The sequence below is a fragment of the Vibrio sp. 10N.261.55.C5 genome (assembly GCF_041470505.1).
GTDB classification, from domain to species: Bacteria; Pseudomonadota; Gammaproteobacteria; order Enterobacterales; family Vibrionaceae; genus Vibrio; species Vibrio crassostreae_C.
In genome coordinates this window covers 1-14380 of sequence record NZ_JBFRMS010000125.1, presented here as the reverse complement: position 1 = coordinate 14380, position 14380 = coordinate 1, and the positions used below count along the sequence as shown (strand labels likewise).

The window sequence follows — 14380 nt, the reverse complement described above, 5'->3', positions numbered from 1 at the left end:
CTGTTGCTGTTGCTGTTGCTTCTGAGCCTGTTCGACAATCTCTAGGTTCTTCTTGGCATAAGCATGTTCAGGGTTGCTTTCAAGAATACGTTGATACTCTTGGATCGCTTGGTCGTACTTACCTTGTTGGGCTTGAGCGTTAGCAAGGTTGTAGCGAGCATCTTCACTAGAAAGCTCTTGCAGCGTCTGCTCTGCGGCTTCGAAATCACCGGCTTTGTATTGAGCAATGCCTTTCCACTCTTGTTGGGTGAACTGTTCAGCAGCTTGTTGGAAGTCCTCGTCCTGATACAGCTGATAGCCTACTTGATCATCGGTTTTCCACGGGTTCGCAAACGCAGTATTTGGTTGGCTAAAAGAGATAACTCCAGCTAAGGCACACCAAATAACCCCTTTCCTGAATAATCCAAGTGCCGGAAGTAATAGCAAAGGCAGTAACCAGAAACCGTTGTTCACTCTGGTGTTGAGTGAGTTCTTGGTCTTGGTTACTTCCGATGTTGTTGCAACGCGGTCGAGGTAGCTCGCGATGTGTTCAACATCTGAGTTATCAAATTGAACTTCAGTGAACGTGCCACCATAGCTGCGTGTAAGCTCGCGCATGTTCTTCAAGTTGGTTCTTGCCACCACGGTTTGTCCTGAGTCGCTTTGCAGCATCGACCCCGTAGGTAACGAGATTGGCGCACCGTTTTCACTCCCTACAGCTAGAATCGACAATGTCCAATCGTTGCCAGAGAGTAGGGAGTCGATCTGCTTCTTCTCTTGGTCATCGATGTCATCAGCAATCAATACCAAATCACCTTGGTAGATCTTCGCGCGAGTCATCATATCAATCGCAAGCTTAACGGCTGATGCGGCATCACCACCTTGATAAGGCATGATATCTGGCGATAGGTTAGGCACTAGGTTTTTGATGGTGTTGATGTCTGACGTTAGCGGGCTAATGGTGTAAGCATCCCCAGCATACGCCACCATGCCTGTTAGCCCTTCCTTCCATAATGAAAGCAGATCAAGAGCCTTGTATCGCGCTTGAGTTAAGCGATTCGGCTTAATATCGGTGGCATACATTGACATCGACATGTCCATGATCACAACTCGTGCCTGCGTTTTTTCAAAGCTTGGTTGTTCGTTTTTCTCGAAGCTTGGCCCAGCTAACGCAATAACGCCGACCAGCCACCAAATACCGAAGTAAGTACTGCGATTTTTCGATGGCTTGCTTGATTCTGGCGCCAAGTAACGGGCGATGTGTGACGCGAGTAATCCTTGTTTGGACTGTGTCTTGCTCAGCCACCAAATAGCGGGCAGCACGGCAAGCGCCAAGAACCAATATGGGTAGATAAAAGTAAAGTTAGACATTGTTTCTCCTAATGGCTAACAGCATAAATGCGAAGAACATTGCCGCCGACAGTGGCCATACAAACCACTCTTGTTGCGGTCGCCAGATCTTAGTGGCGTTCGTCACGGGCTCTAACTGGTTAATGGTGTCGTAAATCGTCGCTAACTCTTTGCTGTCACGCGCTCGGAAGTACTGACCGCCGGTGCGTTTGGCAATTTCTATTAGTGTACGTTCATCCAAGTCTTGAGCAGTATTGACTTTGCGCGTCATGAAGAACTCTTTGACCATCATCTCGCCTGCACCGACACCCACGGTGTAAATCGTTGCGTCGTATTTCTTTGCAATATCCGCCGCTTCTAATGGGTCTAATACCCCGGCGGTATTACTGCCGTCGCTGAGTAGAATCATTACACGTTGGGGCGCATCGCTATCGACAAAGGTTTTGGTGGCAAGACCAATACCATCACCAATCGCTGTTTGAGTACCAATCAGCTTTAACACCGCTTGATTGAGCTGTTGTGAAAGCGTATCTCTATCTAGCGTAAGCGGGGTCTGCAAGTAGGCGTGATCAGCAAATAACACCAGTCCAACTCGGTCGCCTTTTCGTCGCTCAATAAAGTCACTCAATACGCGTTTCACCGCCGACAAGCGGTCGATGTATTCGCCATTGAACTGCATGTCTTCTTGGCTCATCGAATAGGAGAGGTCGACAACTAACATTAAATCACGATGCTTCGGCTGAAACTCCACCGGTTCGCCATACCATACAGGGCGTGCGCTCGCCGTAACCAGCAGAAGCCAGATAATCACGGACAACGCCTTTGGTAAGCGACTGCTCGGTGTTTTGGTATTGCTGTCTTCTGGCAGAAATGGAAGCCTTAGGGCATTGCTCGATTCTGACTTTGGTGAGAACAAGTAAACGAGCAACGGCAGTGGCGCGATGAAGAACATCCACCACCAAACGAACTCGATGTTTAGCAAGTCCCTGCTTAGAAACATAGTGCTTAGAAAATCACTCATAACGACCTCGCTTTGGAGGAAGTGCTTTGCGAAGCCAAGTTTCGCAATCATTAACCAATTGCTGTTGAGCCTTTTTCTGTTCGTCGTTCATTAGGGCTACATCTTGATAGAGCGCTTGTTGCCACTGGGATTGTTTTGCTACAAATAACGGCTTCGCCAATTGCGCATCTAAGAACTTCAACCAATCATCACCAGACAAACCTGCAATTTTTTCACGAGGGAAATAGCTCAGTGCTGCTTGACGAAGGATGCGTTGTGCTTTGCTCGGAGACAAGCCATCTTGGGACTGACTATTACTAAAGTAAGACAGCGCTTCTTGTTTCGCCTGTTGATTGTTTTTTCTACGTTTTAGAATGAAAAACACCAAGGCAATCAGGAAAATGGCTGTGATAATGACTGCCCACCAACCCCACGCCAAAGGCCACCAAGTCGGGGCGTCTGGCGCAATCACCGGACTTAAATCTAAGGGCTGTTTCATGACTGAGCTCCTGATATCTGGCTCATGAGTGACTGCGCACTCGACAGCGAGCTATAAGGTATCGCGAGAGATAACCCCATCTGTTGCAGCTGCTGTTTCTTAAGCGAAAAAGCATGGTTAAGCTTTTGCTTTTCTTTATTAGAAGAGAAATTAAACCATTGAGTTTTGCTGCCATCGGTGACCTGTTTAGAGCCTTTATAGGTGGTTTCACCTTGCTCTAGCGGGTCGTAGAAATGCACCAGACGTACTCTGTTGTGTCGGCGAATTTGACTGATAAGTGAGTAGTCACTTTCTTGGTAACGCACAAAGTCACTGAGCATAATAATATCGCTTCCTTTAGGGCAAAGCTGGTGCAGAGATTTCAGTCCATGCTCTAAGGTCGTGTCATTATGATTGTCGTGATTAGTCAGCGCTGCATTATTGATTTCTATGACTTTTTGCAAAATACGCAGTGGAGCATGGTTGCTTGCACTTGGCTTAATCTCAATGACCTCTTTGCCAGTATCGATCACCGCGCCAATTCGATCTTTTTGAGCCACAGTAAGCCAGCACAGTTGGCTAGCAAAGTGTGCAAGTTGAACCGATTTCAGCAACAAGGTTGAGCCGAAAATCATACTGCTTGATAGATCCAAGAATAAAATGACAGGCTGTTCTCGTTCTTCAGAGAAAAGTTTGGTATGCGCTTTGCCCGTTCTGGCTGTTACACGCCAATCAATGCTGCGAATGTCATCTCCCGCTTGATATTGACGAACTTCAGAGAAATTCATCCCGCGACCTTTACGGTTGCTCTCGTGTTGGCCGTTAAGCTGTGACCAAAGGCTCTTGGCGGGAGGCAACCAGCGAACAGACTGCGCTTTGTATTGCAGAAGTTCGTCCAGGTTTAACGTGACACCGTCACTATGGTTGGGTAGTTGATTATTCATGCGCGTATCCCTATGCGCTGCCAACCAATGAAATAAGGTGTGCGATCACTTGGTTTGCGGTGACACCTTCAGCTTGTGCGTGGTAGCTGCGCAGTAGACGGTGGCGTAACACAGGGAATGCCATCGCTTGAACGTCTTGTGGCGTGACGTAATCTCGTCCTGCAAGCCAAGCGTGAGCGCGGGCACAACGGTCTAACGCAATGGTTGCACGCGGGCTGACACCCATGTCTAACCATTGATCAAGTTGGTCACTGTATTGCTTAGGTTGGCGAGTCGCCATAACCAGTCTGATGATGTACTGCTCAATGGTGTCTGCCATGTGAATGTTGAGCACTTCTTGGCGCGCTTCAAAGATCGTTTGCTGAGATATCTGTTGTGGCTGAGCTGATTCGTTACCTTGAGCCTCACCACGGTTGAGTCGTAAGATCTCAAGCTCGCTTTCCACATCTGGGTATTCAACCTCTAGGTGAAGCAAGAATCGGTCTAACTGAGCTTCCGGTAGCGGGTAAGTCCCTTCTTGTTCAATTGGGTTCTGTGTTGCCATTACCAAGAACAACTCAGGCAGCGCATAGGTTTTTCGACCGGCAGTTACTTGTTTCTCTGCCATCGCTTCCAGCATTGCCGCTTGAACTTTCGCCGGAGCTCGGTTGATCTCATCCGCTAGAATCAGCGAGTTGAAAATCGGGCCTGATTGGAAAGTGAACTCCCCAGTCTCAGGACGGAAGATGTCGGTACCCGTCAAATCAGCAGGTAACAGATCGGGAGTGAATTGAATGCGGTGGAAGTGACCCTCAACACAATCAGCCAATGATTTTACTGCGCGAGTTTTTGCTAAGCCGGGAGGTCCTTCAACGAGGATATGACCATCCGCTAAAAGGGCGATCATCAGTTGCTTAACGAGCTCTTTTTGACCAATGATTTGAGACTCTAGATAGTTTTGAAGGACTTCGAAATTTGTTTTGTGCATTTTGGACTCTCTGGGTATCCATTTGATTTTTATTTTGAGTATTGGTCACTGATTTCGAGGAAAAAGTTCCAGTACATTTGCGTAATTTATTTTTTCAAAATTGGAAATATTTACAAGTGGTTAGCTAAAAAAATCGTTAGGTTGTGATTATTACTATATCAATTGGTTTTTATATACAAAAGCTCGGCGGTGGGGAGTGGTTTGAGTTCGGTTGGGTCTCAGGGGGTGAGAACTAAAATTGACTCTCGACAATGCGGTATTTGCTTAGTTAATTCATGCTCAAGGTGAATATTTCTAATTGTTACATCATATTTGCAGTTTTTTGAGAAGAAAGTCTCTAGTTTTATTGGTTGTGGCCGATACATCACTCAGATTGTGCATTGCTTGTTGGAGTGCACTAAAAAAGTCCTGTTCAGGGTATACCAATAACGAGCGATTCTTTTTAAAGGTCCAAATATGTTTAAAACTAACTCTCTGAGTATCAAGCAAAAAGTTGTACTTGGAATTACCTTTGCGGTTCTTGCATCGACAGTGATTGTCGGCGCAATGGCACAACAACAAGCAAGAGATGTATTAAGTCATCGATTGATCGATATTGAACTTCCAGGAATGCTAGAGCGAATCAATGGTGAAATTGACCGAGAAGTCTCTCAGCTATTACTAGCGGCGGAGCAAATTGCTTCAAATGAATTTATTTCTGATGCTATCGAATCGACCGATCGCGATCCCGCACTAGAAAATAAACTGGTGAAACAGCTGAACAATGTTCGTAACCAGTATCAGTTGAACGATGCCTCAGTGGCGAACCGTCAAACTGCTTACTACTGGAACCAAAATGGCTTCCTACGTCAGTTAAACCAACAGCAAGATGGTTGGTTCTTTGGCTTTACGCAATCTGGACAGCCGACCATGGTGAGCATGTTCCAAGAAGCCAATGGCGAAGTGAAGATGTTTGCTAACTACCAACAGCCTTCTGGTTTGGCTATGTCTGGTCTATCAAAGTCGATGGATGACATGGTTAACCTGCTGAACGGTTTCAAGATTGAAAATACCGGTTTTGTCTTCTTAACCGATAGCCAAGGTGATGTTCAAATTCATCGCGAGCGTTCTCGCAGTGACTCTTCACTTCAACAACTTTACGGTCCTCAAGCAAGCCAACTACTGAACAAGTCGGGCTTCAACCTGATTACTACAGAAAGCCAAGGCCAAGAGCTGTTCGTGGCGAGCTTGTATGTGTCTTCAATGGACTGGTTTGTTATTGGTGTCGTTCCGACTGGTGAAGTGTTTGCTGAGCTTGATGCGACTGCGCAGAAGATGCTGATCATGACTGCGGTTGTGGCGTTAGTCTTTATCCTAATGGGCGTAGTTCTGGCGAACAGCATTACTCAACCGATCAAGCTTTTGGCTAAGCGTTTCGGCGACTTAGGTGAAGGCGACGGTGACCTTGCACAGCGTATCGAAGTGAAAGGCAACGATGAAATTGCACAGCTTTCAAAAGGCTTCAACGGATTCATTGAAAAGATTCACGAGTCGATGAAAGAGGTGTGTTCGACAAGCCAAGCGCTTCAAGTGGCGGCAGAGAGTGTTTCTAGCAAAGCCCACATCACCCACGACAACAGCCAAGAACAGCGCGACCAAACGCTTCAAGTGGTGGCTGCAATTAACCAAATGGGTATGACCATCAGCGAGATTGCATCGAACGCGGCAACCGCAGCAGAAACGGCAACTCAAGCTTCAGGCAATACGGAAGTAGGCCGCTCTGTGGTGAACAAAGCAAAAGACGCGATCAGCCGTTTGGCGCAAGATATTGAAAGCACAGGTCAGGTAGTAGAGCAACTGGCTTCTACAACTCAAGACATCGGTTCTATTCTGGGTGTTATTCGTGATATTTCAGAGCAAACTAACTTACTCGCATTAAACGCTGCAATTGAAGCCGCCCGTGCTGGTGAGCAAGGTCGTGGTTTTGCGGTTGTAGCGGATGAAGTACGTAACCTAGCAAGCCGTACCGCAGATTCAACGGAAGAGATTCAAAAGATGATCAACCAACTGCAAAGCGATGCTAAAGATGCGGTAACGGCAATGAGTGCGGGTAAGGTGATTACCCTTGAAGGTGTATCGGCTTCGGATGAAGCGGTAGACGTGCTGAGTGGCATTTCAGACCGTATCGTTGATATCACAGACCGTAACACTCAAGTGGCAACGGCAACGGAAGAGCAATCAACCGTAGTTCACACCATCAACCAGAACATTGAAGAGATTAACGCAATCAACGAAGTGACAACGGGCACGGCTGAGCAACTTGCTGAAGCGAGCCAAGAGCTTCGTGATCTATCGTCTCGTCTAGATAAGATGGTTGGTTCATTTAAGCTTTAATTCTTTCAAGCTGTAACATGACTTAGAAAGGGATATAGACGAAGAGCTGCGGTCATTTCATCGTTAATCCGGCTCTTTTTATTAGTACGCTAATTTGCCTCTAACTGCCTTTAGCTTGATCTGGTTTCGGGCTTTGCTTTTAATCACCCTAGCATCATAGGGCGTAAATGAGTAAAATCTCGTTAGGTTTAATATTTAGGTAAGTATCATGAGCGATTTTGAAAAAGAACTAGAGCAGATGACTCAAGAGATGGGCGATGAGCCTGAGGTGAAACTGCCATCACTTGAAGAGCAAAAAGCAATTGTTGCTGAGTTCAAGCGACTAGAGGCGGAAGGCAAACTGACTCCTGAAGTGTTAGAGAAGCATTTTGGCCAGTTCAACAAACAGAATGATACGCCAATTCACTAAGTTGATTTAGACAGGTTTCATGTCTGAAAGAAGTGATATTAGCGGTTGGGTTCATAGCCTAACTAACAGATAAAGGTCTAGCGCTTGCTAGACCTTTTTTATTGCCGCTAGCGAAAGACCGAGTGGCTGACTCATGAACTATTCAATGTAAGTGAAACTCGTATCCAACACATAAAAATATCCAGCACATAAAAAAATCCCCCTTACTGAGTAAGAGGGATTCGATATGGGCAAGTTATATCCTAAAAGGCTAAGCGATTAGTCTGTGCCGTATTCTTTGTACAAACGACGACATGCGCGGCCATCGCTGTGGAACAGGTGACAACGGTGCGCTGGAATACCAATCGCCAACTTGTCACCTGATTCGATTTTCAACGTGTCTGGCTGGCGATAGATAACATCAGCATCGGCACTTTCAAGGTTTAGGTAAACCTGAGTTTCGTTACCTAGTTTCTCTACCATCATCACGTCAGCTTCAATCGTCGCGTCACCTGATTCAGCAGACATCAAGTGTTCAGGGCGAATACCCAGAGACATACGATCGCCAGCATTGACAGTCGTACCATCAACAGGGATCCAGAAAGTCATGCCATTAGAAAGTTGTACCAATACGCGTTCTGCTTCAGCTTGTTCAATGTGTACCGACATGAAGTTCATCTTCGGTGAGCCAATAAAGCCAGCAACGAAACGGTTTTGAGGGTAGTGGTAAAGGTCAAGCGGCTTACCGACTTGAGATACATAACCACCATCCAGAACAACGATCTTATCCGCCATTGTCATCGCTTCCACTTGGTCGTGGGTAACGTAGATCATGGTACAACCCAGTTGACGCTGTAGCTTGGTGATTTGCGAACGCATTTGAACACGTAGCGCGGCATCTAGGTTTGATAAAGGCTCATCAAGTAGGAATACGTTTGGTTGAGAAACCAGAGTACGACCAATCGCAACACGTTGACGTTGACCACCAGACAATGCTTTAGGTTGACGCTCAAGAAGGTGACCAAGCTGAAGGATTTCTGCAGCATGTTCAACGCGTTTGTCGATTTCAGCTTTATTTGCGTTTGCTAGCTTAAGACCGAAAGACATGTTGTCGTATAGGTTAAGGTGAGGGTAAAGCGCGTACGATTGGAATACCATACCTACGCCACGCTTTGACGGTTCAACGTCATTCATGCGTTTGTCGCCAATGTACAAATCACCAGACGTAATGTCTTCTAGACCTGCGATACAACGTAATAGCGTCGATTTACCACAACCTGATGGTCCAACGAATACTACGAATTCACCTTCGTTGATGTCTAAGGTTACGTCCTTAGAAATCTGTACATCACCATATGATTTATAAACGTTTTTTAACGTGACACTCGCCATCTAGCTTGTCCTCGATCGATCAAATTTTAAGTTTTACTGCTTATCATTATAAGAAATTTTTGGGTCAGCAGTAACTGTAGGAATTGGTAAGTATTGAGTGAGTAAGAAAAAAGTGGGTGAGACTTGGCTTCTTTAACCAAGCCCACCCGTCATAGCCAAACTGATGCCCATTTCCCCCACATCCAGCTAAACCTCCCCCGTGATTCAATCACAGATTTAGCTCGATGCTAATATAAGACACCAGCGGGCAGTGAAGCCAACTAAATGAATAATGCGTCAACGCATAACACTTGCCGGTAAAGGGTTCTTACTATCCACTCTTGGATGAATGCAGTTTCGGTGAATTGGCGTAAGGGTACATCCTCCTAATGGAAAATTAACTAGGGGGAGTAGGAGGGGAGGAGTAGATAAATGGGGTTATTAATAATTGGCGATCCAGTTCAAATAAATCCACCGCGTAACGGTGATGTTGATCACGATGAGTATACGTTTTGTGATTGCAGTCTCTAATCTGACCGGATGGCGATCACGAATTTAAGCCATAATAGCTAGGGCGTAGTGGCTAGGATGATGAGCTAGGGTCTGTTTTCTCAGATCATAACCTCCGAAAACTGGCTCGTCTTGGTAGATGTGCCCTACGTATAAATATAAAAAGGATATTCACATGAAAAACGCTCTAAGCGCTGTAGCTCTAGGTACAATAGTTGCTCTGGGTTCTTTTGGTGCAAATGCTGCTATCGAAGAAGGACAACTAACAATCTGGGTAGGTGGTGACAAAGCTTATGAAGGCATGGCTGAAGTAGGTAAACGCTTCGAAGAAGATACTGGTGTTAAAGTAACCGTCGCTTTCCCTGACAAGCTAGAAGAGAAATTCCCTCAAGTAGCAGCAGCTGGCGATGGCCCAGACATGATCTTCTACGCACATGACCGTTTTGGCGGCTATGCAGAAGCGGGACTTCTTGTTGATATCAAACCTTCTAAAGAAACTAAAGAAGGTATCGTAGACTTCGCATGGGACGCTGTTTCATACGAAGGTAAAACAATCGCATACCCTGTTGCTGTTGAGTCAGTTTCGCTAATTTATAACAAAGCGCTTGTTCCTAACCCACCTAAGTCTTGGGAAGAAATCCCAGCACTTGATGCTGAACTTAAAAAAGACGGCAAGAAAGCGATCATGTGGCCTCTACGTGGCGGCGCTTACTTCACATGGCCTCTACTTGCAGCTGATGGCGGTTACGCATTCAAACAGACTGCAGAAGGTTACGACATTAAAGATGCGGGCGTAGCGACTGATGGTGTTCAGAAGTCTCTAGGTTTCATCGAGAAGATGGTACAAGACAAGGTTATCTCTGCAGACATGGATTACTCAGTTGCTGAGTCTGAATTTGTTGCGGGTAACGTTGCAATGACAATCAACGGCCCTTGGGGTTGGGAAAACATCAAGAAAGCTGGCGTAGATTACGGCGTAACAACACTACCTAAGTTCAACGGTAAAGCGTCTAAACCTTTCGTTGGTGTATGGGCGGGTGGTATCAGCACTGCGTCTCCAAACCGCGATCTAGCTGTTGAGTTCATGGAAAACTACCTACTAACAGATGAAGGTATGAAGAGCCTGAACGACGACAAGCCACTAGGCGCTGTTGCTCTTAACTCTTTCCAACGTCAACTAGACAGCGATACTCGTATTGCAGCAACAATGGACAACGCGATGAACGGTGAAATCATGCCTAACATCCCTCAGTTCACAACATTCTGGTACAGCATGGAAGAAGCGATCGGCAACGTAGTTGACGGCCGTCAATCAGTAGACCAAGCACTAAAAGCTGCTGAAGGTCGTATGGTTAAGTAACACCCAGGCACTACCTTTTAAGGAGAGGGTAACCTCTCCTTACTTTTCTATTTTTTATCTATATCGCTAGCAGGTTCCTCTATGCAGTCAGTTCAAGGTACAGATGCTATCCCAGCACCATCAAGCCTTCCAGGCAGTAAAAGCGTCTTCATTAAATGGGGGTTGCTTGGTAGCGTTGGCTTAATAAACGGCTACGCTACAATTCTAATGTATTCTCGCGGTGAGCTAGCTTTTGCGCTGCTTACAGTGATCTTAACGGCTTTGGCACTTTACATTTTTGGTAGTAAAAAAACTTACGCCCACCGTTATATTTACCCAGGTATTGCCGGAATGATCTTGTTCATTCTTTTCCCATTGGCATACACCGTAGGGCTTGCGTTTACTAACTACAGCGCGAAAAACCAACTTTCTCTAGAGCGCACTCAAACCGTTCTTTTAGACCGTTCTTTCCAAAGCGGTGAGAGCTACCCATTTACTTTGTACAAGACAGATGACGGTCACCAGATCGTTGTAAAAGATGGCGATCAACTGTTAGCGACTGACGTATTTTCTCTAGACAATATGACAGAAACAGAGATGGACCTATCTGTTATTGAGTCTGCGCAAGGTGAAAAAGAGAAGATCAAAGCGATCATTCAAAACCGAGCAGCAATCAGTGGTGTTGATTTCAATCTACCTGACGGTGGTGACATCCGCATGAGTGGCTTACGTAAGTTTGCTTCTGTTGCTCCGCTTTACACGCTACAAGACGATGAAGAAACGTTAATCAACAATGAAACGGGTGAAGTTCTCAAGCCAAATATGGATGTGGGTTTCTACCAGCCTGTTGATGCAGATGGTGAGTTTACGGGTAATACCATCTCTCCAGGTTTCGTGGTTAGCATTGGTACGCATAACTTTGAGCGTGTATGGAAAGATGACGGCATTAAAGAACCGTTTATCAGCATCTTTATTTGGACGGTTATCTTCTCGGTATGTACCGTAGCGTTCACGCTAGTTATCGGCCTTGTATTGGCTAACATCGTGCAATGGGAAGAGTTGAAAGGTCGTTCTATTTATCGTGTTCTACTGATTCTGCCTTACGCCGTACCCGCGTTTATCTCGATTCTTATCTTTAAGGGTCTATTCAACCAAAGCTTTGGTGAGATCAACATGGTGCTCGAGAATATCTTCGGCTTAAGCCCGAACTGGTTCTCAGACCCTATCTTAGCGAAAACCATGGTGTTGATGGTTAACACATGGCTAGGTTTCCCTTACATGATGATTCTATGTATGGGTCTGCTTAAAGCGATTCCTGATGATTTATACGAAGCGTCAGCAATCGATGGTGCGAACTTCCTTGATAACTTCAAGCGCATTACGTTCCCATTGATGATTAAACCGCTTACACCGCTATTGATTGCAGCGTTTGCCTTTAACTTCAACAACTTCGTAATGATTCAACTATTGACGAACGGTGGCCCGAACATGATTGGTACTTCTGAGCCAGCGGGTTACACAGACTTGCTTGTAAGCTACACGTACCGAATTGCATTCGAAGGCGGCGGCGGTCAAGACTTCGGTCTAGCAAGTGCTATCGCAACGCTTATCTTCCTATTGGTTGGTGCACTAGCGTTACTAAACCTTCGTTTCACTAAACTGTCTCAAGATTAAGGAGCACGACAATGGCTATGGTACAAGGTAAAGGCCTTAAATACCGAGTGTGGGCAACGCATGCAGTGTTGTGGTGCTTCTTGGCAATGATTATCTTCCCACTACTGATGATCATCGCGATCTCGTTCCGTGAAGGTAACTTCGCAACCGGTAGTTTGATTCCAGATAACCCATCATTGGAACACTGGAAGTTAGCATTGGGTATGTCAGTAACGAACGCAGATGGCTCGGTAACGTCACCTCCGTTCCCTGTGCTAACTTGGTTATGGAACTCAGTGAAGGTTGCAGGTATCACATCGATTCTGATTGTGACACTGTCTACGACATCGGCTTACGCGTTTGCTCGTATGCGCTTTAAAGGTAAGAACACAATCCTGAAAGCGATGATGATTTTCCAAATGTTCCCAGCAGTATTGGCTCTAGTAGCAATCTACGCGCTGTTTGACAAACTTGGTCAATACATTCCGTTCTTAGGCTTGAACACACACGGTGGTCTAATCTTCTCTTACCTAGGTGGTATTGCACTGCACGTATGGACGATTAAGGGTTACTTTGAGACGATTGATAACTCTCTGGAAGAGGCTGCAGCCCTTGATGGTGCAACGCCTTGGCAAGCATTCAGACTGGTTCTACTACCGCTGTCTGTGCCAATCCTAGCGGTTGTGTTTATCTTATCTTTCATCGCGACAGTGGGTGAGGTGCCAGTAGCGTCTATCCTACTTACAGATGTGAACTCTTACACGCTAGCAGTAGGTATGCAGCAGTACCTATACCCTCAGAACTACCTATGGGGTGACTTTGCGGCAGCGGCTGTACTATCAGCACTTCCGATTACTATCGTGTTCTTACTTGCTCAACGTTGGTTAGTTGGTGGTTTGACGGCAGGTGGTGTAAAAGGATAAGCTGTACTCTATAAGAAAGAAAAAGAGCGACCGTTAGGTCGCTCTATATTGGCATTTTTATTACATCATTTGGTTTGGCCGCCGATCAGTAATAAAAATAACCCTCAGGTTACGCATAGCTGGCTACTAATCAGGTTCCTTACGCTATTAATGATTAGTGGTTTTTGTAACTCTAACCCAGGTATTTACTTGGGTTTTTTTATGCCTGCTACTTTTTGTTTTTTGTGTCAGCGTTACTCGTTAACTATCGCTCTCATATCTACTTTAAAACCCAAAGTTTCGAGTTACTTCTCTCCTAAATACCGACCACTTCATTTTGGTTACTTGTAGAAATGAACTAGTCTCACAAATCAGACACTCAGTATAAGTGGCTGTTGTACTATTGATATGTTGTGAATATTCCAATGCGTGATACTTCAATGATTTGTATGCAACAAAACCTGAAATTGCACTGAAAATGTATGGGTAAGCGAGAGGTAGTTACAGAATATTCAAGTGATATTCATGAGGGTTATGGAGGTAGGTTTATTTATGCTTCTGGTTTTTGGTGGGACTTAGAAGTTAGAACTCTTTACTAGAAGGAGCACAACCTAAGTGTTGCAACAACACATAGATACTTTCTTGATCGAGTGCCACGCGACGAAATAGATCGGCAAATGTCGGATCTCCACCGAAACACGTTTGGATATAGTGGTTGATTTCATTGCTGTCGTAGCCTTCGACGTACAAAGTTCTAACCCATTGGTACTCAACAGCCTTTAAATTGTTCAGTGTAGACTCGCTAAGAGTGGGGCGTATGACGCTCAAGAGTGGCTCCAAGAAATTCAAATGCATCTATTATGATTGGCGGTATTTAATCAGAGCAAAATGACGACTTTATTACAGTCAAAATAAATCAGTGAACAAGTGCCGATTCATTTCAACCTTTGGCTGGGTATCACGCTCTTATCGTCTGTATTGGGTGTGCAGCTGCATATTTCGGAGCATTCCGATCAGTCATTTCGGGATTATCCGATCACCCATTTCGGTTTAAACCGATCACTGATTCCGCGATTATCCGATCACTTTTAGCCTAACTCCGAAATCGGTGATCGGAATAGCGAAA

12 protein-coding genes are annotated in these 14380 nt (G+C 45.4%); 5 read left to right on the top strand and 7 right to left on the bottom strand.

Annotation, left to right across the window (positions count from 1 at the left end; all coding sequences use genetic code 11):
• The 5 genes from AB4263_RS24210 to AB4263_RS24190 all read right to left on the bottom strand — a co-directional run.
• Window positions 1-1350, bottom strand: a 1350-nt coding sequence (locus AB4263_RS24210; RefSeq protein ID WP_136973671.1) for a VWA domain-containing protein, incomplete at its 3' end; no start/stop codon positions are given.
• Window positions 1343-2350 carry a VWA domain-containing protein gene (locus AB4263_RS24205; RefSeq protein ID WP_017065686.1) on the bottom strand — a complete coding sequence of 336 codons (1008 nt, stop codon included), beginning with the start codon at window positions 2348-2350 and terminating at the stop codon, window positions 1343-1345. The genes AB4263_RS24210 and AB4263_RS24205, both read right to left, overlap by 8 nt.
• The gene (locus AB4263_RS24200; protein WP_102428541.1) at window positions 2343-2828 is read right to left on the bottom strand and encodes a DUF4381 domain-containing protein; all 486 of its coding nucleotides are present in this window, start codon (window positions 2826-2828) and stop codon (window positions 2343-2345) included. Before AB4263_RS24200 ends, AB4263_RS24205 begins: the two co-directional genes overlap by 8 nt.
• Window positions 2825-3751, bottom strand: a complete 927-nt coding sequence (locus AB4263_RS24195; protein WP_372099039.1) for a DUF58 domain-containing protein — start codon at window positions 3749-3751, stop codon at window positions 2825-2827. Before AB4263_RS24195 ends, AB4263_RS24200 begins: the two co-directional genes overlap by 4 nt.
• 10 nt (window positions 3752-3761) lie before the next feature.
• Entirely contained in the window at window positions 3762-4718 is a 957-nt protein-coding gene (locus AB4263_RS24190) for an AAA family ATPase (protein WP_372099038.1), read from the bottom strand.
• 456 nt (window positions 4719-5174) lie between these two features.
• Between AB4263_RS24190 and AB4263_RS24185 the strand changes: the two genes are divergently transcribed.
• Both AB4263_RS24185 and AB4263_RS24180 read left to right on the top strand, forming a co-directional pair.
• Window positions 5175-7091 carry a methyl-accepting chemotaxis protein gene (locus tag AB4263_RS24185; RefSeq protein WP_017060046.1) on the top strand — a complete coding sequence of 639 codons (1917 nt, stop codon included), beginning with the start codon at window positions 5175-5177 and terminating at the stop codon, window positions 7089-7091.
• 208 nt (window positions 7092-7299) lie between these two features.
• Window positions 7300-7500, top strand: coding sequence for a hypothetical protein (locus AB4263_RS24180; protein WP_010431457.1), 201 nt, complete (start codon window positions 7300-7302; stop codon window positions 7498-7500).
• A 258-nt stretch (window positions 7501-7758) separates the two neighbouring features.
• On the opposite strand, the gene malK is transcribed toward AB4263_RS24180, so the two are convergent.
• The gene (malK, locus tag AB4263_RS24175) at window positions 7759-8871 is read right to left on the bottom strand and encodes a maltose/maltodextrin ABC transporter ATP-binding protein MalK (protein WP_048609791.1); all 1113 of its coding nucleotides are present in this window, start codon (window positions 8869-8871) and stop codon (window positions 7759-7761) included.
• A 664-nt stretch (window positions 8872-9535) separates the two neighbouring features.
• Between malK and malE the strand changes: the two genes are divergently transcribed.
• The 3 genes from malE to malG all read left to right on the top strand — a co-directional run bounded on the left by malE (window position 9536) and on the right by malG (window position 13275).
• Window positions 9536-10720: a maltose/maltodextrin ABC transporter substrate-binding protein MalE gene (gene malE / locus AB4263_RS24170; protein ID WP_017060048.1), complete on the top strand. Its 1185-nt coding sequence runs from the start codon at window positions 9536-9538 to the stop codon at window positions 10718-10720.
• An 81-nt stretch (window positions 10721-10801) separates the two neighbouring features.
• Entirely contained in the window at window positions 10802-12373 is a 1572-nt protein-coding gene (gene malF / locus AB4263_RS24165; protein ID WP_372099037.1) for a maltose ABC transporter permease MalF, read from the top strand.
• Window positions 12374-12384: 11 nt separating this feature from the next.
• Complete coding sequence (gene malG, locus AB4263_RS24160) at window positions 12385-13275, top strand: maltose ABC transporter permease MalG (protein WP_017060050.1); 891 nt, start codon at window positions 12385-12387, stop codon at window positions 13273-13275.
• A gap of 561 nt (window positions 13276-13836) precedes the next feature.
• Here malG and AB4263_RS24155 read toward each other — a convergent pair.
• Complete coding sequence (locus AB4263_RS24155; protein WP_019822928.1) at window positions 13837-14109, bottom strand: hypothetical protein; 273 nt, start codon at window positions 14107-14109, stop codon at window positions 13837-13839.
• Window positions 14110-14380: the final 271 nt, after the last annotated feature.